This is a genomic window from Streptomyces sp. NPDC002520 (assembly GCF_053595235.1).
Window position 1 is genome coordinate 94120 of sequence record NZ_JBSFXG010000012.1, and the last position, 20178, is coordinate 114297.

General features: G+C 67.6%; 19 protein-coding genes and 1 pseudogene. 9 read left to right on the forward strand and 11 right to left on the reverse strand.

Features of this window, described 5'->3' with window-relative positions; translation table 11 throughout:
* Positions 1-209 precede the first annotated feature (209 nt).
* A complete protein-coding gene (locus tag ACWD5D_RS18925) occupies positions 210-1076 on the reverse strand; it encodes an SDR family oxidoreductase (RefSeq protein ID WP_451373844.1) in 867 nt (288 codons plus the stop codon).
* A 137-nt stretch (positions 1077-1213) separates the two neighbouring features.
* Here ACWD5D_RS18925 and ACWD5D_RS18930 point away from each other — a divergent pair, with 137 nt between their 5' ends.
* Positions 1214-1399, forward strand: a complete 186-nt coding sequence (locus ACWD5D_RS18930) for a hypothetical protein (RefSeq protein ID WP_451373845.1) — start codon at positions 1214-1216, stop codon at positions 1397-1399.
* An 11-nt stretch (positions 1400-1410) separates the two neighbouring features.
* Here ACWD5D_RS18930 and ACWD5D_RS18935 read toward each other — a convergent pair whose 3' ends face one another.
* Positions 1411-1755: a GPR1/FUN34/YaaH family transporter gene (locus ACWD5D_RS18935; RefSeq protein ID WP_451373846.1), complete on the reverse strand. Its 345-nt coding sequence runs from the start codon at positions 1753-1755 to the stop codon at positions 1411-1413.
* Positions 1756-1923: 168 nt separating this feature from the next.
* On the opposite strand from ACWD5D_RS18935, the gene ACWD5D_RS18940 reads away from it, so the two are divergent.
* A complete protein-coding gene (locus ACWD5D_RS18940) occupies positions 1924-2619 on the forward strand; it encodes a type 1 glutamine amidotransferase domain-containing protein (RefSeq protein WP_451373847.1) in 696 nt (231 codons plus the stop codon).
* On the opposite strand, the gene ACWD5D_RS18945 is transcribed toward ACWD5D_RS18940, so the two are convergent.
* Positions 2603-3052 carry a hypothetical protein gene (locus ACWD5D_RS18945; protein ID WP_451373848.1) on the reverse strand — a complete coding sequence of 150 codons (450 nt, stop codon included), beginning with the start codon at positions 3050-3052 and terminating at the stop codon, positions 2603-2605. The two genes, ACWD5D_RS18940 and ACWD5D_RS18945, sit on opposite strands and share 17 nt — an antisense overlap.
* A gap of 36 nt (positions 3053-3088) precedes the next feature.
* Positions 3089-3919, reverse strand: a complete 831-nt coding sequence (locus ACWD5D_RS18950; RefSeq protein ID WP_451373849.1) for an alpha/beta fold hydrolase — start codon at positions 3917-3919, stop codon at positions 3089-3091.
* A gap of 759 nt (positions 3920-4678) precedes the next feature.
* Between ACWD5D_RS18950 and ACWD5D_RS18955 the strand changes: the two genes are divergently transcribed.
* The 7 genes from ACWD5D_RS18955 (at position 4679) to ACWD5D_RS18985 (ending at position 11129) form a co-directional block, all read left to right on the forward strand.
* A complete protein-coding gene (locus ACWD5D_RS18955) occupies positions 4679-5179 on the forward strand; it encodes an alpha/beta fold hydrolase (protein WP_451373965.1) in 501 nt (166 codons plus the stop codon).
* A gap of 212 nt (positions 5180-5391) precedes the next feature.
* Positions 5392-6402 carry an aldo/keto reductase gene (locus ACWD5D_RS18960; protein ID WP_451373850.1) on the forward strand — a complete coding sequence of 337 codons (1011 nt, stop codon included), beginning with the start codon at positions 5392-5394 and terminating at the stop codon, positions 6400-6402.
* A gap of 302 nt (positions 6403-6704) precedes the next feature.
* Positions 6705-6983 (forward strand): cupin domain-containing protein, encoded by a 279-nt coding sequence (locus ACWD5D_RS18965; protein WP_451373851.1) that lies wholly within the window; start codon positions 6705-6707, stop codon positions 6981-6983.
* Positions 6984-7671: 688 nt separating this feature from the next.
* Entirely contained in the window at positions 7672-9054 is a 1383-nt protein-coding gene (locus ACWD5D_RS18970) for an NADP-dependent succinic semialdehyde dehydrogenase (protein WP_451373852.1), read from the forward strand.
* Positions 9055-9062: 8 nt separating this feature from the next.
* The gene (locus tag ACWD5D_RS18975; RefSeq protein WP_451373966.1) at positions 9063-9425 is read left to right on the forward strand and encodes an NAD-binding protein; all 363 of its coding nucleotides are present in this window, start codon (positions 9063-9065) and stop codon (positions 9423-9425) included.
* Positions 9426-9475: 50 nt separating this feature from the next.
* The gene (locus ACWD5D_RS18980; RefSeq protein ID WP_451373853.1) at positions 9476-10273 is read left to right on the forward strand and encodes a maleylpyruvate isomerase family mycothiol-dependent enzyme; all 798 of its coding nucleotides are present in this window, start codon (positions 9476-9478) and stop codon (positions 10271-10273) included.
* Between the two features lie 334 nt (positions 10274-10607).
* Positions 10608-11129: a hypothetical protein gene (locus tag ACWD5D_RS18985; RefSeq protein WP_451373854.1), complete on the forward strand. Its 522-nt coding sequence runs from the start codon at positions 10608-10610 to the stop codon at positions 11127-11129.
* 36 nt (positions 11130-11165) lie between these two features.
* Here ACWD5D_RS18985 and ACWD5D_RS18990 read toward each other — a convergent pair whose 3' ends face one another.
* The 7 genes and pseudogenes from ACWD5D_RS18990 to ACWD5D_RS19020 all read right to left on the reverse strand — a co-directional run bounded on the left by ACWD5D_RS18990 (position 11166) and on the right by ACWD5D_RS19020 (position 20171).
* Positions 11166-11606 (reverse strand): VOC family protein, encoded by a 441-nt coding sequence (locus ACWD5D_RS18990; RefSeq protein ID WP_451373855.1) that lies wholly within the window; start codon positions 11604-11606, stop codon positions 11166-11168.
* 801 nt (positions 11607-12407) lie between these two features.
* Positions 12408-12941, reverse strand: a complete 534-nt coding sequence (locus ACWD5D_RS18995) for a VOC family protein (protein ID WP_451373856.1) — start codon at positions 12939-12941, stop codon at positions 12408-12410.
* 18 nt (positions 12942-12959) lie between these two features.
* Positions 12960-13310 carry a transposase gene (locus tag ACWD5D_RS19000; protein WP_451373857.1) on the reverse strand — a complete coding sequence of 117 codons (351 nt, stop codon included), beginning with the start codon at positions 13308-13310 and terminating at the stop codon, positions 12960-12962.
* A gap of 190 nt (positions 13311-13500) precedes the next feature.
* A pseudogene (locus tag ACWD5D_RS19005) lies at positions 13501-14641 on the reverse strand (Gfo/Idh/MocA family protein).
* Between the two features lie 118 nt (positions 14642-14759).
* Entirely contained in the window at positions 14760-16982 is a 2223-nt protein-coding gene (locus ACWD5D_RS19010) for a right-handed parallel beta-helix repeat-containing protein (protein ID WP_451373858.1), read from the reverse strand.
* A 64-nt stretch (positions 16983-17046) separates the two neighbouring features.
* Complete coding sequence (locus ACWD5D_RS19015; protein WP_451373859.1) at positions 17047-18501, reverse strand: M1 family metallopeptidase; 1455 nt, start codon at positions 18499-18501, stop codon at positions 17047-17049.
* Positions 18498-20171 (reverse strand): extracellular solute-binding protein, encoded by a 1674-nt coding sequence (locus ACWD5D_RS19020; RefSeq protein ID WP_451373860.1) that lies wholly within the window; start codon positions 20169-20171, stop codon positions 18498-18500. Before ACWD5D_RS19020 ends, ACWD5D_RS19015 begins: the two co-directional genes overlap by 4 nt.
* Between the last annotated feature and the right edge of the window lie 7 nt (positions 20172-20178).

Genomic DNA, 20178 nt, shown 5'->3' on the forward strand with positions numbered 1-20178 from the left:
TGGTGTACCTCCAGCGGTTGTGAGCTCCGCGCGCCCGTGCGCGTGCACGGTTTCGTGAAGGCGGCAAGGTCCGACACCGCGGACTGGCTGAGGTCAGCGCCGAAGAGATCCGGTGCGCCCGGTGCCAACCATGTGGTGACCACCGTGCCGCCCGATTTCGCGTCCGGGTTCTCGCTGTGAACGCGGGACGTCCAGGCCCAAGAGCTGCTCTACGATGCCGCGACGGGAGTCTCCGGCTGCATCTCGTAGGAGTGCTGGATGGCAGGGTGGCGGGTGCCGAGGCCGTCCGTGACCTTCCGCTCCCAGGGAACGGCCTGGAGCTGCTTGGTCTCCTCGAGCATCGACTTGGGCTCCAGGTTGCGGAACGTGTCGACCTCTCCGGCGGCGACGGCCGTCAGCGTGGCGAAGACCGCTTCGGGGTCGAACTGCGCACGGGGGAAGGCGAGCTTGGAGTAGTCGAACAGCCGCTCCGACGCGTCATCCTCCCAGCTCTCCCAGGTCTGGAACATCCGGTCGTTGAATCCCGTCAGGAAGGGCCCCGGGTTCACGGTGGCAACCTCGATGTTGTGTTCCTGCAGCTCGTACGCCATCGTCTCGGCGATCGCCTCCACCGCGTGCTTCGAGGCGGAGTAGATGCCGGTGAAGGGATTGACGTTCAGGCCCTCCCGCGAGGACACCCAGACGACACGGCCTCCCCCGCGCTTGATCATCTGCTTGACGATTCCCTGCGTGAGGACCAGCGGCCCCGTCACATTGACCTCGAACTGGTGCCGGATGTTCGCTTCGGGAATGTCGACGGTGGAACCGCCTTCACCGACACCGGCGTTGTTCACCAGGATCTCTACGCCCCAGTCGAGTGCCTTGCGGCGGTCTCCGTCGTTCGTGACGTCGAGCTTCTCCACCCGCAGGGAGACCCCTCGCTCCTGCGCCTGCCACTTCAAGGTCTGGACCTGGCCGTAGATCTCCACCCCGGCGATCACGTCGAAGCCTTTCTCGGCGAGGCGCATGGCGGCCTCGAACCCGAAGCCGGTGCCCGCGCCCGTGATGAGGACCTTCCTCAGTTCTGCATTCGCCATGTCGAGTGCTTCCTCTCACGTTCGTGGTGCCCGCGGCGCGCGTGGGCCCGGCGGGGAACCAACGCGCGGCAGCACGGGAATTCGTGTACGCCACTGCTGCTCACAGAGCCTCGAGGCGGGAGCCCACGCTGTGTTCGGTGACCGAGGCCCGAGCCTCGATGCCAACCGCCATCACCAGCAGCGATCTTGATCTCGAAGACGGCTGGCTGGTGCGCCGAACTCCGGAAGACCTCGCGATCAGTCTTGTCCCGCGAGCGGCTCCCGGCAACTCAGAGAATTCGATCCGCCAAAATTGGATTCGCGTGCCAGATTTCTGTATCTGAGCGCAAGCGATTCATCGAATTTCCCCGACCACGCCAAAAAACGGCTGCATCGACTCAGCAGGAATGCTCGGGTGTTCCGCTGTGGACGAGATAACCGACGTGGGACGCGACTTGTTGCGGGCAAGGTACTCAATACTCCTGCCGTAGTCGGGATATGCAGGGGTCAGGCGCCGGCCCCACGTCCCGTTCACCAGGCCCGCGAACACTCCGTACATGCCCAGAGCTGCCATGACGAATCCGAAGCCACCGCCGATCTTGATCAGCGTGTTGGACTCATTGAACTCGTCGGTCGTGAGAACGGCCAGGGTGACCGTTGCGGAAATCAACGCCGCCAGGAGCACAAAGGGACCTTTCACCTACTCGACCATGGCATTCCGGAATCCGGACAAACATTCAGCTCGACTTTGTCTCCGTAGGCCAGTAGGGAATGAATTACGCGGACCTGTGGTTGCCGCACCTTCCGGCCCAGGGTAGCTTGAGAAGGAGTGCATTTTCCCGGTCCAAAAGTACGAGGAGGAGTAGTCGTGGGTCGAGTTCTGTTTGTGATGACCGGTGCAAGCTACTGGACGTTCGAGAACGGCCATCGCCATCCGACAGGGTACTGGGCCGAGGAATTCGTCGCACCCTACAGCGTCTTTACGGACGCCGGATACCAGGTCACGGTGGCAACCCCGGGCGCCGTCATCCCCGTCGTGGACACCATGAGCCTGCAACCCCGTTACGCGGGCGGCGAGGAGAACATGCTCAAGGAGACCGCGGTTATCGAGTCTGCCGAGGAACTCCGCCACCCCATCGCCATCAAGGACGCGCGGCTCGAAGACTACGACGCGGTCTACTATCCCGGAGGCCACGGCCCCATGGAGGATCTCGCTTTCGACGCGGACTCCGCCGTGCTGCTCCGCAGGGCACTCGCTTCGGGCAAGCCCCTCGCCATCGTCTGCCACGCCCCGGCCGCCATCCTCGCGACCCGCGACGAGAACGGGAACACACCCTTCGCGGGCCGCAACGTGACGGGCTTCTGCAACGAGGAAGAAGAAGGCGTCGGCTTCGCCAAGGACGCGAAGTGGCTGCTGGAGGACGAGCTGAAGAAGCTCCCCACCAACTACTCCCGCGGTCCCGCCTGGGAGTCGTACCTCGTATCGGACGGCAACCTGCACACGGGTCAGAACCCCGCGTCCTCCGGGCCGCTGGCAATGGAAGTACTCAAGGTTCTTTCCTGAGCCTGGCCGGTGAACTCGACGGCACCGAGCTCCCGCCGAGTTCTGTGCCGCAGCTGAGGCACAGGCGCTGGGAGCTGCCACCCACCGCAGTCGCTCCCGCCTCGTCGACCATTCCCTGTGTCGTGAAGCCGAAGGTGGACGTCATGACCGTGGCGAACTCGCGAGCGTGGTCCAGTTCAGCCGGACCGACACGAAGGTGGCGGTCGAGGGCCTCGATCCCATCTGGCGCCGACAGCGCCGATTCGATGGCACAGCCGAGCTTCGTGTGACGGCAACGGTGCTGCTCGTGCCCGGTTCCCATCTCGCAGCAGCCGACGTGGTCGCAGGCCGTGCACCGTCGCAGGTGAAGCCACCAATTACCCTCGGCGTCGCATTCCGCGCAGCCGCTCCCGCTTGGTGGCACGTTGGGATCGATCTCGTTCGTGGAGTTCACGACACCTCCAGCGAAATATCGGGCCCAGCCGACTTCTTACGCCAGGAATTTGAGCAGGTGCTCATTGACCACGTCCGCGTGCGTCCAACACAGCCCGTGCCCTGCGCCTTCAACTGTGACGTACTGGGAGCCCTTGATCATTTCATGAGTGCGGGCGCCGGTCGCTTCGATCGGCAGAATGTGGTCGTTCGTGCCGTGCATGACGAGAACCGGGACATCGATCTTCGGCAGGTCTTCGCGGAAGTCGGTATGCCACGCCGCCACGCACGCGATGGTCCCCGTCGGGGATGCGGCCACCGCAGAGTTCCAAGCATCCTGGACAACCTCGGGGCTCACCAGGTTGCCCAAGGTCTCGTCCAGGTTGAAGAAGTTCTTGTTCCACTCGGTGAAGTACGCGAAGCGGTCCTCGGTCAGGGCCCCGGCGATCTGGTCGAACAGCTCCTGGGGCGCTCCGAACGGGTCCTCCGGTGTATTGAGCAGGTACGGCGGCACACCGGAGATGATCACGGCCTTGCGGATCCTGGCCCCTCCGTACACGCCGAGGTAGCGCGCGATCTCGCCGCCGCCCATCGAGTGGCCGGCCAGGTCGACGTCGGTCAGGTCCAGCGCGGTCAGCAGCTTGTCCAGGTCCGCCGCGAACGTGTCGTACTCGTAGCCTGTGACCGGCTGGCTCGAGCGGCCGAACCCCCGCCGGTCGTACGTGATCACCCGGCGTCCCGCCGCCAGCAGCGCACGCTCCTGTCGCTCCCACGCCCGGCCGCCGAGGGGGAAGCCTGCGATCAGCACGATCGGCCGACCCGATCCGTGGTCCTCGTAGTACAGCTCGATCGGCCCGGAGTTCTCTTGGCCGACGGTTACGAAGGGCATGACATCTCCTTGAAACGTCCCACACAGCTCTGACAGTAAGGCGGTACATCCCTCAACCAGAACGTGGACCAGGGAAGTACCGAATAACGCCATTGAAGCTCTGGCACCCGCGCTCGTCACGGCCACACTACACACCGACCGTAGAAACGCTGCCTGTTGGCAGCAACTCGACCGTCTGGCCTCACCTTCTACGCTCATACCGCACTGAGGTTCATGAATTTGGCACACAAATTCAATTGCGCGCAGCCCGGGACGGCCAGCTCGGGCGGCACGCGAGCCAACTCTTGCCCCTTTCGGGTGGATGCACAGCAGGTCAATTCACCGATCAGGCACCCTTTACGACTGCGCTGTTAACTTTCCACGCATTCGCCCCCCGAGCGGGCGGACTCCCGCGCCTCACGTCACCCTCTGCTGCCTCGACTGTCTGGAGAAACTCATGCGCACACAAGGCCTTCACTGGGCGTGCCGCGGCCGTCGGCGCCACCGCTGCCCTCGCCCTCTCGTTCGCGCCCTTGGCCCCCGCGGACCAGGCCGGGCACTCGGACCCCGAACCGACGGTGGTCCTGGTCCACGGGGGCTTCGCCGACGCCTCCAGCTGGAACGGCGTGGTCCAGCGAGTGCAGCACCACGGGTACCCGGTCGTCGCGCCGGCGAACCCGCTGCGGGGGCTGCCGCAGGATGCGACGTACATCGGCAGCGTGCTGAAGAACATCAGTCGGGCCGGTCGTCCTGGTCGGCCACACCTACGGCGGCGCGGTCATCACCCAGGCCGCCGCCGGCCACCCGAACGTGAAGGCGCTGGTCTCCATCGCGGCCCACATTCCCGAGACCGGCGAGAAGCTCGGCGATCTCGCGGCCATGTCCCACGACTCGAAGGTCCAGCGGCGCTGCGCTCCGCCCCGTTCAGCAACGCGGACGGCACCAGCAGGGTCAAACTCACTGTGGTCCCGGCCCGGTTCCGCCGGGTCTTCACCGCCGACCTGCCGGTCGACCAGACGTGACTCATGGCGGCGGAGCAGCGTCCGCTCAGCGCCTCGGCGTTCCAGGGATGCCCCGACGGCGGCGGCCTGGCACACCATTCCCACCTGGTCCCTCGTCGCCCGGCAGGACAAGCCCATTGGCACCCACCTCGAACGTTTCGAGGTGCGGCAGGCCCACACGCACACAGCCGAGTCCGACGGCTCGCACGTCGTGATGATCTCCCACCCCGACATCGTCGAGAGGCCGATCGAGAGCACGGCACGAGCAACCGACCACTGAACGCACCCGGACGGACCGACCCCTCGCACCCCGGTCGGAGACCGAGGCGTGTGCAGCCTTGCCCCACCCCGTTGTCCCACGATCAAGAGCAAGGGTCGGGGCGCGTCTGCTGCTCCGGATCGCCGGAGCGGCAGACGCATCCCGAACCGGAGTTGACGGGGCCCGAACCGGCCATCGACGCCACAAGACCCATCCCGAGAGCGAGAGACCTCATGAACCTCAGTCAGCTCCTCCCCGCACGCATCGGCTTCGGGACCGCGCCGATGGGCAACATGTTCCGCGCTGTCCCGGACGACGAAGTGAGCGCCACGTTGAACGCGGCCTGGGACGACGGCATCCGGTATTACGACACGGCCCCGCTCTACGGTGCGGGCCTGGCGGAGATCCGGCTCGGCGGCCTGCTGTCCACGAAGCCGCGCGACAGCTTCGTACTCTCGACCAAAGTCGGTCGCGTCATCCTGGACGAGACGGAGAACGGCGCCCGTGACCTGCGGGAGAAGGGCTCTCTGTTCGAGCACGGCCGGCCCAACAAGATCCTTCACCAGTGGACGGCCGAGGCAACCGAGCGTTCCATCGAGGGCAGCCTCCAGCGGCTCGGCGTCGACCGCCTGGACATCGTGTGGGTGCATGACATCGCGCAGGACTTCTACGGTGACCTGTGGCCGCAGAAGTTCGAGGAGGCCCGTACGGGGGCCTTCAGGGTCCTGTCCCGGCTACGGGACGAGGGCGTCATCAAGGCGTGGGGGCTGGGCGTCAACCGCACCGAGCCCATCGAACTGACGCTGGAGCTGGACGAACCACAGCCCGATGGATTCCTCCTGGCCGGCCGCTACACGCTGCTGGACCACGCCCACGCCCTGCAGCGGCTCTTGCCCATGGCGACCGAACAGGACGTCAGTATGGTCGTCGGAGGCCCCTACAGCTCGGGCGTTCTCGCGGGCGGAACCACCTTCGAGTACCAGGATGCGCCTCCGGCCGTCCTGAAGAAGGTCGCCAAGCTCAAGGAACTCGCCGCACAGCACGGCGTGAGCATCAAGGCAGTCGCCGTTCAGTTCTCCCTCGCCCACCCGGTCGCCGCCGCAGTGATCCCCGGCGCCACCAAGCCGAGTCGAATTGCTGAAGACCTCGCCGCGCTGAACGAGCAGATCCCCGGCGCCTTCTGGCGAGACCTGCGGGCAAGCGGTCTGGTCAGCCCCCTCGCGCCGCTGCCCGAAGGCGTATGAGTAACGCCGGCAGAAACCCGACACGCGTCGCGAGGATTCGGCACAGACGTACCGATCTTGCTCTCCCTCGACCTGGCCCCAGGACGGGAGCCCCGCACGAAGGTGTACTTCAGGCACCACGACTGCGGCCCGGACATGCTGGCCCGGCAATTGTCGATCTTCCCGGGCTTCCACCCGGACAGGGTCGGCGCTCTCGGCCGCGCCCTGGCAGGTAAGGGGAGACATACGGGGGAAAGCAGGGCCACACATTCTTCGCGGGCATCTCCAAGGAGACGGCCGGGTCCACACACCTGTGCGTACACGTGGTAACGATCCCCCCGGGCGCCAAGGACGTACCCCACCCGCACGAGGACCACGAATCAGCTATTTATGTCGTCTCCGGGCATGCAGTGGGGCGGTACGGGAAGGACCTGCGGAAGACCGTGGCCGTGGGACCGGGCGACTTCGTGTACATACCGGCGGGCGTACCCCATCAGCCGATGAATGCGAGCGAAACGGAGCCGGTTGTCGCCGTCATCGCCAGGACGGACCCGAACGAACAGGAGAGCGTCATCCTGCTCGACGCGAACGAGCAGGACTGAGCGTGGGACGGTCGGCTGTCCGTGGTGGCCGGCAGGAAGAGGTACGTCGAATTCGTCCGGCGACGGACCTATACAGCCGCCTGCCGGGCACCTCACTTGTTCGCCGCGGACTGTTCCCATCGCGTTTGGAATTCCTGTCAGCTTGAATATGAGTGTCAGTGGTTGAATTTGAATGCCACACGGGCCACTTGCGACAGGGCTGCTTTACGTTGCCGCTCATCCCGCCTCGGGGTAGCGTGGACGTCTACCGCTTACGAGCTATTTGGTCACGGTCTCGATGAGCAGATACCGTCGCCTCCGGGCTGATGCGCTGCGACGGCTGGGGGGAGTCCTCAGCGGCGAGCCACCAAGCGGCTCGCGCCGCTTTCTGACGTGCCACCTTGCGCACACCCGACCCGCGGTTATTTTGGTCAGCCTGGGACACGAATAGAACTTCCGTGTCCAACTGATGAATCTACGCGCCAAACAGCCGTCGGGCGCCTGTCTTGGAGGCCCGCTCTGGCCTTGCGCGCGCTGTGCGACTGCCGCAGCACGGGCGGGCATGCGGCATGCTGCGAATCCCCTCCGCCCAAACAGCCTTGGTTTGTGCGGAATCTTGTACGTCGCCTTTCATTTGGGACGCGCCCAGGACGCTCGGTGGTCGATTGCATATATTGCCAACATCTACCGACACTCATACCGTTGCACCATGGCTATCGCATCAACGAATCCTGCTACGGGTGCCGTCATCGAAAGGTTCGACGAGCTTACTTCCGAACAACTGGAAGAGAAGCTTGGTCGTGCCGCTGCCGCGGCCGAATCGTATCGGCTGACGACCATCGAGCAACGAGCGGACTGGTTGAACCGGGCCGCCGACGTTCTGGACGGTGAAGCTGACGTCGTCAGCCAGATGATCACACTGGAGATGGGGAAGACGCTCCGGGCCGCGCGCGAGGAGGTGGGCAAGTGCGTGCACGGGCTGCGCTTCTACGCGGCCACCGGGCCGGGCTTTCTCCGGGACCTGCCAGGGGATGCCGGGCAAGTGGGCGCCAAGGCAACGTTCGTGACGTACCAGCCGATCGGTGTCGTCCTCGCGGTGATGCCGTGGAACCTGCCGCTGTGGCAGGCCATGCGGTTTGCCGCCCCCGCGCTGATGGCAGGCAATGTCGGCTTGCTCAAGCACGCCTCCAATGTGCCGCAGTGCGCCCTGTACCTGGAGGAACTGTTCCGTAAGGCCGGGTTCCCGGACCACGTGTTCCAGACCCTGCTGATCTCCTCGGGCAGGGTGGAGCAGGTCCTGCGGGACCCGCGGGTGGCTGCCGCTACCCTGACGGGCAGCGAGCCCGCGGGGCGGTCGGTGGCGTCCATCGCCGGCGACGAGATCAAGAAGGTCGTCCTTGAACTGGGCGGCTCCGACCCATTCATCGTGATGCCGTCGACTGACCTCGAGCGGGCCACCGACGTCGCGGTCCGGGCACGCACCCTGAACAACGGGCAGTCGTGCATCAACGGCAAGCGGTTCTTCGTGCACGAGGACATCGCGCAAGAGTTCCTCGGTCTGTTCACAGAGAAGATGAGTGCCCTGGTAGTGGGCGACCCGACGGACGAGGCAACGGACGTCGGCCCGCTGGCGACCGAGGACGGCAGACGTGACGTGGAAGCCTACGTAGACGACGCGGTCACCAAAGGCGCGACTGTTCTGGCGGGCGGGAAGCGGCTCGACAGGCCGGGGTTCTTCTACCCTCCGACCGTACTGACCGGCGTGACGCCGGAGATGAAGATGTACCACGAAGAGGTCTTCGGCCCCGTGGCGCAGGTGTTTGTCGTCGCCTCACTGGAAGAGGCCCTGCGCGAGGCGAACGGTCACCCCTACGGGCTGGGATCGAACCTGTGGAGCGAGGACGAGGACGAACGGGCCCTGTTCGTCCGTGACGTGCGGTCCGGCATGGCCTTCGTCAACGGCAACACCACCAGCTACCCGGAGATCCCTTTCGGTGGCGTGAAGCGCAGCGGATACGGCCGCGAACTGTCCGACCTCGGCATGCGCGAGTTCATGAACGCCAAGACCGTTTGGATCGGCGATGACGCTTGATCACCGCGGTGTCACCCCCTGAAAGGAGGTGGACGGGTGAGGGCATCGCCGAGGCTCTCACGCTTGCCGAAGCTCTGGGAGTCGAACCTCGCGACCTCATCGCCGCCATCAGCGGCAGCACACTCGACAGCGCGTACGTCCGGTCCAGGGGGCCGAAAATGATCACCGACGACCTCGACGACGCTTCCTTCCCTCTCGAGGCAGCCGCCAAGGACGCCGGCTTGATCGCCGAAGCGGCACGAGCGGCGGGACTGCATCTGGGCATCGCGGAGGTCGTGCGCGATCGGCTGCAGCCGGCGGCGCACCACGGTCTGGGGCGTGCGGATGTGGCGGCCACCTACCGCCACCCGCGCCGGGCGGCGAATGCCTGACTCGCTGAGTGCATCCGCCGGGGAATACATCCGCTAGGAGGGAGAGGACGATGAGTCGGGCCGGACTGGATTCCGCGCGTCTGAGCACCGCGCAGCTGGCGGACATCGTGGCGAAGGTGGACGGCCCTGCGTGGGAGCTGCCCTCAGCCTGCCCAGGCTGGCGCGTCATCGACGTGATCGCGCATCTGGGGGCCCTCGCCCACGAGGCGGTGGAACCCCCCGCCCCCGACCCCTCGTGGCCGAAGAACCGCGAGCGCTATCACGACCTGCGGGTTGACGAGCGCCGCGGATTGAGCCACGACGAAGTGATCGACGAGTGGCGCAGCTTCACTCCTCGGCAGCTGAAGGTCCTCGAGGCAGGTCAGGAGGCGCCACAGGCGGACGAACCGGTGCTGGTTCCAGGCCTCGGTACCTACCCACGGCATCTCCTGGCCAACGTCATGGCGTTCAACGTGCTGTGCCACCTGCGCTACGACGTACTGGCCCCGCGCGGACCCCTGAACTTCGAGCTGCCCCCGCCAACCGACGACCTCATCGCCCCGGCGGTCGAATTCATGCTGGCCGGGCTGCCACAGATGCAAGGTCACGAACTCGCTGTGACCGTCAGCGAGCCCCTCGTTCTCGAATTGACGGGGCCGGGCCGTACAACCGTCACCGTCCTTCCCGCACAGAGCCCGGACGGCCGCCTGACCGTCGTACCTGGCGCCGGAGGCACCACCCGCGTCCAGAGCTCGGCGAGCGACTTCATCGCCTGGAGCACGACCCGCAGTTCCTGGCGCGAGAGCTGCGAGATCACCGGCACCCCCTCCATCGCGGAACCGTTCCTGGACTGCCTGAACATCATCTGACGGGATCGAGTACCAGGCATGTCCGACGGCTCGCTCGAAGGTGCCACCACAACAGAGGCGGGACGCTGGGTCGCCCCTGGTCGCCTCGCGAAGGTTCCATGCCCAGATGGCGAACTGGGCACAGATGCGCGACTGCTGGTTCGAGGTTGATCGCAGAAGCGGTCACCCCTGCGGCTCTCGACGGCGCGCATATGGGCCGTCCAGTAGGCCCGTCCAGCCGATGTCCGCGGGAAGGGCCCTGGACAGCCTCGCGGTGGTCTCTGCTCCGCCGGTACAGGTTCGTTCTCGAGGGCCACCTGGTGCCGCCGTCACCGGATGGCCCAAGCTGGTCCGCATGGATTGGTTGCCACTGCTCTCCACCCTGGCCGGGGCCGCGATCGGCATCGTCGCTACTCTCATCGCCGATCGGAATCGGTGGAAGCACGAGGATGTCAAGGAAGCCCTTCGGCTGCGGCTCGACATCTACACGCAGTACACCACCACGGTGAAGGTCCTCGGTGAGACCCTGCGGGCATTGGCCCAGCGAGAGCACCCCTCTGACGACGAGCGAGCGCTTGCGCTGCGCGAGGCCTTTCGGGATTCAGGCATAGCCATCGCATCAGAACGGATGTGGCTCATAGCGCCCCAACCCGTCGTCAGGGCCTCCAACGACGTGTTCCACTGCCTGCGACGCATCTGCGACGGCTACATCGACGGCACTGCTGTCAGCAGTCCAGAGGATCACGCCCGCTGGGAGGCACGCGGCAGAGCAGCCGCCAAGATGCGCCAGCTCATGCGTGAGGATCTCGGCGTCGGCCCACTCACCGAACGCCACAGCCCCCTTCTCAACGACTACGACAACCCCGCCGCACAGTGATCGTGACCGTGACACCGGCGTCATGTGGTGGCACCGTCAGCCGATCTGTTCGGCCAAGGCGACGATGATGCCCGCTGGGCCGCGGAGGTTGCAGAGCCGGTAGCTGTCCTCGTACTGCGCCACCTGGCCGAGGAGTTCGGCGCCGTGGGGGCGCAGGCGGGCGATCGTGTCGTCGATGTCGTCGACGGCGAACATGACACGATGCAGGCCCAGGGTGTTGGGCGGCGGGTTGAGCGGACTGGCGCCGATCGCCGCGGGGGCGTGGAACTTCGTCAGTTCCAGCTTGCTGTGGCCGTCCGGGGTCCGCATCATCGCGATGACGCTGCGGACGCCGTCGAGTCCGACCGTGCGGTCCGCCCAGAGGCCCTCGATCTCCGCTTGGCCTTCCAGCTCCATTCCGAGTTCGGTGAAAAAGGCGATGGCGGCATCCAGGTCTTCGACGACAATGCCGACGTTGTCCATCCGCTGAAGCGTCATGATGGTTCTCCTTCTTCGTCGTGCGGCCCATTGTGGCCATCGGTACCCCTGGGACGGAGCTGGCACGACGTTCTCGACACCTGGACGCGAGCTGAGTTCCAGGGACCTGCTTCTGGACGGCCTGACCGACCGATGGGCATGCTGCCACTCCGGCGCCATGATTTCTCGTACCCACCGGCGCACGCCCGGCTTTGGCCCTGAAGAGCGCGGCGGCCGGGGCGCCATGCTCGTCGACGAGGGGGACACCGCCATACCGGGGGTCGCCGGCGCTGAGGCCGACGGTCGCGGTGACGCCGTGTTCGTCGGCTGGCTCGGCCAGGGCCCGGTCGGCGCAGCAGCGGAAGACGCCGGCCATTCCTGCCAGAGCCTGCCGGACGGCTGGGCGGCTGGGCTTGGGTGGCGTGTTCGGCGGCGGTGGCCTCGGCCAGGGCCCTGGCCCGGTTGACCGCGTTCCGGGCGCGGATCCTCTCGCGCTTCCCCTCCTTCTCCCGTCGCAGCGCGGCCAGCCGGACTTTACGAACACGCCGTCGCCGCTCCTCTTCCCCGAGGTGGGCGGTCTCGGCCGTTGCCGTCGGCGAGAGCCTGGTGAAGTTCACCGGACACGGCTGTAGTGCCGTCGCGGCGCCCCTCGCCCAGTTCCCTCAGGGGTGGTGATCGGCGCGAGTTGTGCTTCGAGGGCTTCGAGGGCCACCGCCGGGCGGGCGCGCAGGCGAGGGGCGTCACTGAGTGGCTGACCGACCGTACGGCCGGTACGCGGGCAGGGGCCCTCCTGCCCACGCACCGGCCTTCCGGTTCGCCGGCTCAGACCTGCCCTGTCAGGTGCTGCCAGACCGTCGGATCGGTGCGGGGCCCGCCGGGGGTGTCCGCGCCGTACTTGGTTATCTCGGCGTCGAGGTCGAGGGGGAGGGTGGGGGAGGTCATGGCCGTCAGTTCCGCGACGACCGCCTCATCCGGGACCAGCCAGCACACCTCGAAGTCCAGGCCGTCCGGGTCGCGCGCGTAGAGCGCCTTGGTGGAGGCGTGATTGCTCGCCCCGGTCAGGGCGCCGACCTCGGCGAGGCGGGCCCGGACACGGCGCAGTTCGGAGAGGGTGTCGACCTCCCAGGCCAGGTGGTACAGCCCTACCCCGCCGGTACGGTGGCCGCCGGGCGCGGTGTCCCGGGACTGGAACAGCCCCAGATCGTGGTCGTTGGCGGAGCCCGCCGCCTGCAGGAACGCGGCTCCGGGAAACGCTTGGGGCAGCGCCCGGAAGCCGAGGACGTCGCAGTAGAAGGCCGTGCTGCGCGCCAGGTCGGAGACGAACAGCACGGCATGGTTCAGTCGGTGGATCGGCATGGTCGGTTTCGGTTCCGTTCACGAATCGGCTTGGTGGTGGGCGCGGACGATGGTCGAGTCGACTGACGCGAGCCAGTCGATGTCCCGGGCCGCGTCCGCCCGCGTCTGGGTGGCCCGGAGCATCCGCTCGAAGGTGCCGTCCGCCGCCCACCGACCGAAGCGGGCGTGCGGCGTGGCCCATGACCCGTTCCGCTCGGGCACATCGCGCCAGGCCGTCCGGGTCCGCAACTCCGACACGATCCCGTTGAGGACCCTTCGGTCGTCCAACCGCTTCCGCTCCCGCAAAGGTGCGGCCAGCTGCGGCCGGACGAACTGCCACTCGGCATCGGAGTGTTCATGGCGGCGTATCACCCGGCCATCATCCACCATCCAAGATCTTTTGAGGACACGTCCTAGCGCGAGGGGGCGCGGGTCGGCAGCACAGCAGGCGCTTGGGCGAGCCCAGTGTTGCGGGACACCTCTTGAAGTGCACGTCATAGCAGCTTTGAGATGCGTTCATCCCCGGCGTGAGCGCCGGGGCTTTCTGCCCGAGTCTCGGTAAAAGCACCTTGGACTTGACCTAACCGGGACGTCTCTGCCCCCGCTCGAAGTAGGCGATCAACCCGGGGTCCAGTGGCGGGATCTCACGGGGCATGCCGCCCGAGCGCAGGGACTCCGTGGCGCGGACGCCGGCCGCGACGGCCATGCGCGCGGCGACGGGCGAGGTGTCGGTGGTGCCGCCCTCGCGCACGAAGCGGACGAACTCGTCGATGAGCAGCGGGTCGGCGCCGCCGTGCCCGGCATTGTCCTCGGCGTCCGGCACGGGGTACGCGGCGTCGGGCTCGCCCCGGTAGGTGGAGCGGCGGGAGTTCCAGACCTTGACCACTCCCCCGGGCCCGTCGCCGAAGTTCTCCAGGCGGCCCGCGTCGCCGATGACGGTGTAGTTGCGCCAGTAGTCGGGCGTGAAGTGGCACTGCTGGTAGGCGGCGAGGACGCCGTTGTCCAGGCGCATGTTGACGAGCGACACGTTCTCGACATCGATGACGGGGTTGAGCCCGCGCTGGGTGTGCGGCGGCCAGTGACCGTCCTTCGTGTACCAGTCGTCGTGCTTGGGTTCGCCGGGGGCGCGGCGGTGCGGGTTGTCGCCGTAGACCATGAGGTCGCCGAGCGCCTGGACGTGGCGGGTGTAGCCGCCGGCGAGCCAGTGCAGCACGTCGATGTCGTGGGCGGCCTTCTGGAGCAGCAGCCCGGTGGTGTACCGCCGTTCGGCGTGCCAGTCCTTGAAGTACCAGTCGCCGCCGTAGCCGACGAAGTGGCGCACCCACACGGTCTTGACCTCGCCGATCTCGCCGCGCGCGGGAGCCCGTCTCGTAGGCGGCGCGTAGCAGTTCGTCACAGCGTGCGACGGTGATATCGAGGGGCTTCTCGACGAAGACCGGCTTGCCCGCCTCCAGGACCTCGCGGGCGAGGGCGGTGTGGGTGTGGTCGGGGGTGAGGACGACGACCGCGTCGACGTCGGGGTCCTCGATGACCTTCCTGTGGTCGCCGGATATCAGCGCTCCGGGGAACGCGAGCGCCGCCTCCGTCCGCGCGACGGCGTCGTGGTCCGCGAGGGCGGTGACCCGGGACCCGGCGCCGGACCGGTGCGCGGTGCGGGCGAGCGAGCCGCGCAGTCCGTAACCGAGGACTCCGAGGCGCAGGTCGCAGGGGGCGCCGGTCATGGCGTAACCGCCTTTTCTGTACATGGTGTTGGTGCCGTCGGCGTACGGGTGCAGGCACGCACGGGGCGTCGCGGACCCGCCACCGGCCCGCGACGCCCCTTCGGTGCATTGTGCGGCGTTACGGGTGGACGAGGACGTGGGAGAGCGCGACGCGTCCGGTGCCGGTGAGGCGGATGCGGACGTAGCGGGCCTCGGTGTCCGTGTCGAGGACGGTGGGACGCAGCGCCTTGCCGATGACGTGGACGGTGGTGGCGTCGGAGTAGTCGGCCGAGGCGGCGAGCTGCACGTCGAAGTCGGCGGTGGTCATGGAGCTGTTGTTCCAGACCTCGACCTGTCCGACGTGCTGGGTGCTGCCGAGGTCGACCTGCCACCAGGCGCCCGCCTCGGACAGGGTGCGGGTGTCGGAGTTGGTGTCGCCGTCTGTGGCCTTGTCGGCTGTGGCGGTGCCGTCCGTGGAGGACTGGGCGGCGGTGCCGGTACGGGCCAGGTCGGGCCGCAGTTGGCGGACCCGTCCGCGGCCGTCCGCGCCGGCGGACTCGGCGACCTTGACGGCCTCGGCCGGGAGCCGGTCGAGCCGGGTGTGGTTGCCGGTCATGGTCGAGCCGGTACCGGACAGGGCCGGGGCCTCGGTGTCGGTCCAGTTGCCGGTGGCGTGGTTGTCGATGCCGTAGCCGGCCCAGTTGGAGATCCACTTGTAGCCGACGCGGGTGACGACGTTGTTGGTGACGGCGATGTGGCTGGACTGTTCGTCGAGGTAGATGCCGTTGCCGTCGCGCTCGGTGTTGCCGTAGGCGCTGCGGTCGATGTAGTTGCCGGAGATCACGGTGCCGGGCTGGGCGCCCTGGGTGTAGATGGCGGCACCGTCGTGCTGCTCGTGGCGGACCTGCATGACGTCGGTGATCCGGTTGTCCGTGATGCGGTTGTCGCGCAGGACGGAGGTGCGGGCCTCGGGCTGGTTCCAGCCCCAGCCGACGGAGATGCCGGAGTAGGGCAGCTCTTCGAGGGTGTTGTGGTCGATGACGGTCCCGGCCTCGTAGCCGGCCCAGATGCCGACGGAGTCGGTGTACTCGACGCCGGTGCGGCGGATCGTGTTGTACGCGACGGTGTTGCGGGCCCCGATGAGTTCGGGGGTGGGCAGGGGCTCGGTGTCGCCGATATAGGCGGCTCCGGAGGACAGGTCGGTGAAGCGGTTGCGGGTGAGCGAGGAGTCCTGGGTGCCTTGCTCGAGGATCACGCCGGCGCCGCCGAGCCGGCTGAAGTCGTTGTGCTCGATGGTGACGTCACGGCCGCCGCGGACGGTGAGGGCGGCGGCGGGCTTGGTGTAGTAGCGGCCGGCGTGGTCGACGGGGCCGGTGGCGCCGGTCAGGGTGAGGCCGGCCTGCATGCCGGCGTAGCCCTCGTCGGTGTTCGGCTGCTGGTAGGCGGAGTAGGCGAAGCCGATGCCCGAGACGCGGACGTCGTGGGCGCCGTCGAGGACGAGCAGGCCTTCGGTGACCGGTGTGACGGCGTGGGAGCGGCGCGGGTTCTCGCCCTTGCGAGGCAGGTAGGTGACGGTGCGCTCGGCCGAGTCCCAGACGAACTCGCCGGGTTTGTCGAGGAGTTCGCGGGCGTTCTCGAAGAAGGCGACCTTGGCGTAGCGGGACGAGTCCACGGTGGTGGTGTCCCAGGCGGGTCCGGTGCGGTTGGTCCCGGAGGCCGAGTTGGTCCAGCAGGGCTGGGCGAAGGTCATGACGTCGCCGGTGACGGCGGAGATCCGGCAGTGGTAGTTGCGCCAGCGGACGCTGATGACGGCCTCGGCGTCGGTGGGCCGGGCCCATTCGGCGATGCCGGTCTTCTCCGCGCCGGTCATGCCGGCTTTGGTGGCGTCGCACACGGAGGCGGCGCAGGACTCGCCGCGGGCGCGGACGGCGCGCTCGCCGTCGACGAACAGCTGGCGCGGGGTGATGCCTGCGGGCACCTTCGTGGTCCAGGTGCCGTCGGCGTTCACGGTCCAGCCGGTGAGGGTGCGGCCGCCCGAGAGCACGGGGTGGGCGTCCTGTTCGGCGGTCCAGGTGACGCCGGAGTCGTCCTTGCCGAGCCTCAGGGGCGCCGTCAGTTCATAGGTGCCGTCGGCGAGTTCGATGCGGACGTCGCGGTCGGTGACGGTACGGGCGACATCCCGCGCGCCCTCCACGGAGCAGTGGTGTCCTACGGTGCAGGAGGTGCCGGTCCCGTGCGGTGCGGCGTGCAGAGTCCTGGGCGCCGGGTCCGCGTGGGCGGCGGGCAGCGGGGCGAGGGCGAGCGCGGCGGCGGAGAGGAACGCGGCCGCGGTGGCGCGGGCGGTGCGGGTGCCGGGTCTCATGCGGTGACCTTTCCTCGGTGGGGGCGCGGGCGGGAGGGAGGCTCGTGAGGGTGCTCGATCCGCCTCAGGCGCCGGCCGTCCAGTCGGGGTGTCCGGGTATCGGCGGGTTCTTCGCACCGAACAGCCAGTCCCTCAGGAACGCGTCGAGGGAGCGGTCGCCGGTCATGTCGACGGTGTGCTTGATGAAGTCCTCGCTGGTGACGGTGCGGTCCTTGAAGCGGTGCGGCCACTGCCGCATGATCCGGTCGAACTGTTGCTGTCCGACCTGCAGTTGAAGGGCGTACAGGACGAGGGCGCCGCCGTCGTAGATGTTCATGCCGCCAAGGGCCTTGGGGAGTCCAGGCGGGCCGTCGCTCGCGCGGATCGTGTCGAGCTTGGCGTAGGTGGCCTTCATCTTGTCGGCCATGACGGACCAGCCGCGTTCCTCGCTGTGGAGGGCGGCGTAGTACACGGCGGGACCTTCGTTGAGCCAGGCCTGCTGCCAGTCGTTCGGGGTGACGCTGTCGCCGAACCACTGGTGGGTCAGCTCGTGCACCATCGTGTTCTCGTACGTGGGGTTGCCGTCGGCGTTGGGCTTGAACCAGTTGGTGCCCATGAGGGTGAGCGTCGTGTTCTCGAGGGCGTCCGAGTACCCGTCGTAGATGTGGATGCCGTACACGGAGAACGGGTAGCGGCCGAACTTGGCCTCCAGCCAGGCGAGATGGTCCGGGGTGCGGTCCACGATCGGGCCGTACTTGTCCTCCTGGCCCTGCGGGACGATGTGACGCAGAGGGAGCCCGGCGTGTGAAGTGCCGTACAGGTAGGTGCCCTTGACGACGGCGATGCCGAGCAGTTCGGTGGGCATCCGCTCGCGCAGGGCGAAGTGCCAGACGGTGGAGCCGTCGGCGCGTTTGTCCTTGCCGGTGAGTTCGCCGTTGGCGGCGGCGACGTAGCCCTCGGGCGCGGAGATGTGGAAGGTCCAGGTGGCCTTGTCGGACGGGGTGTCGTTGCAGGGCAGGAAGGTGTCGGCCCGCGAGGACTGCACGGCGGACGCGAACCCGCCGTCGCTGCCGAACCTCCAGCCGGTCAGGCCGGCCCTCGGGGCTTTGCCGTTGCCGCGGTAGGCGACGGTGACGGTGAACGGGGTGTCCTTGTGGAGCGGGGCGGCCGGTGTGACCGTAAGCTCCTGCCCGGACTTGCCGAGGGACAGGGCGTGATCGGCGGTGCGGCCGTTCACGGTGACGGTCTCGATGGTGTGGCCGTCGGTGTCGAGGTTGAACGCGGAAAGGTCCTGGGTGGCCCGCGCGTTCAGCCGCACGACTCCGGTGAAGTCGTAGGTCACCGGGGTGAAGTCGAAGGTCAGGTCGTAGTGGACGACCTCGTAGCCGCCGTTGCCCAGAGTCGGGAAGAGCGGGTCTCCGACCCCGTCGGACCCGGGCTTCGGGTCGAAGCCGGACGCCAGCGCGGAGGTGCCGAACAGCGGGACGGTGAGCGCGGCGACGCCGGCGCCCTTGAGGAGGGTGCGTCTGGTGGTGGTCACTTCTTGCCCTTCTGCGAGGCCTGCTCGAACTCGGCGCGGCAGGTGTCGCCGCCGGCGTTGCGCCACTTCTTGATCAGGGCGTCGTAGGAGGACATCGGCTTGCGGCCGGTGACGATGTCCTTCAGGCCGTCGAGGTGGATCGTGTAGAGGCTGCCGAGGCCCTTGGAGTCCCAGGTCGGGGAGGAGTAGCTGAGGGTCGGGTCCTCGATCATGATGGGGATGATCTTCGTGTACGCCTCGTGGACGTATTTGGCGGCATCGGGGTGCGTCGCGCTGAAGAAGGCGGGGGTGGCCGAGGCCAGTTTGCTCCAGGGGACGGTGACGTCCTGGGTACCCTGCTTGGTGAGGATGGGGGTGCCTGTGGCGTCGCGTTTGTAGTCGGTGCCCTCGACGCCGTAGTTGATCAGCGTGTACTCGACCGAGCCGAATGGCGAGGCGGCGAAGTCGGCCAGACGCAGGATCTCCTTGACGCGCTCCTCACCGGCCTTGGTGACGAAGCAGTTCTGCAGCGACGCGTTGTCGGTCCAGGCGACGGCGTCGGTGCCCACCGGTGTCATCGGGCGCACGTCGAAGGTCTTGTCGATGGCGGCCATCGCGTCGACGTAGCCCGAACCGGTCGTCAGGTAGCCGGGCATGCCGTCGTAGACGTAGGCCGCCTTGCCGTTCTTGAACAGGTTCGTGTACTCGGCCTTCTGCGCGCCGGACATCTGGACGGTGCCGGGGTAGAAGCATCCCGCCTTGTAGAGCTTGGCCGCCGTCTCGATGGCGTGCCGGTACTTGTCGTCCTCGAGTTGGTAAGTCCACTCGCCGGTCTTCGCGTCGTGCTTCCAGTAGTGCTGAGCGCCTGCCGACATGGCGAGCAGGTTCACGGAGCCGCCGGTGAAGAAGTACTGCTTCTTCTTGGCGTCGCTCAGCTCCTTGGCGAGTTGGACGAGCCGTTCGATGGAGTCGATCTGATCGAGGCTCGTGACACCGGCCTTCGCGAACAGGTCGGCGCGGTAGAAACCGGCGCCGCCGCTGCCGTTGCGCGCGATCGGGATGCCGTAGAGCTTGCCGCCCTTGACGGCGTCCCGCCAGGCGTACTCCGGGATCGCCGCCAGGTTGGGGTAGTCCTTGACCTTGCTGCCGGACAGGTACGGCCCCAGGTCCACGCACTTGGCCGCGAGGAACGAGGACAGATTGTCCACACCGCCGGTTTCCGGGTACATGAAGATGTCCGGCAGCTGGTCGCCCGCGACCATCGTGGAGAACTTGGCCGGGTAGTCGTCGGCGGGCACGGCCGTGAAGTCGACCTCCGCGCCGAGCAGCTTCTCGATCTCCCTCCAGGCGGCGTTCTGGCCCCGCCCGGGAGGCAACGGCGCGTACGTCTCCGTCACGGCCGTGATCTTCTTGGCGCCCTTGAGGGGGGTGCCCTTGGTGGCTCGCTTGAGGTCTGCCGGATACTTCAGGAAGGCGTTCGGCACGCCGGCTGCGGTGCCGGGCAGATCGGCCGGGATGCCGATGTTGCGGACCGTGGACGTCGGCAGCACCTTGCCGCCGATGGTCTCGGCCTCGGCCGCGGTGCCGCCGTCGCCGCACGCCGCGAGGAGCGGGGCCGCCGCGACACCGAGGCCGAGGCCCGCGCCCCAGCGGAACAGGGTGCGGCGGTTGACAGGGGTGGAGCCGGACATCGGGAAA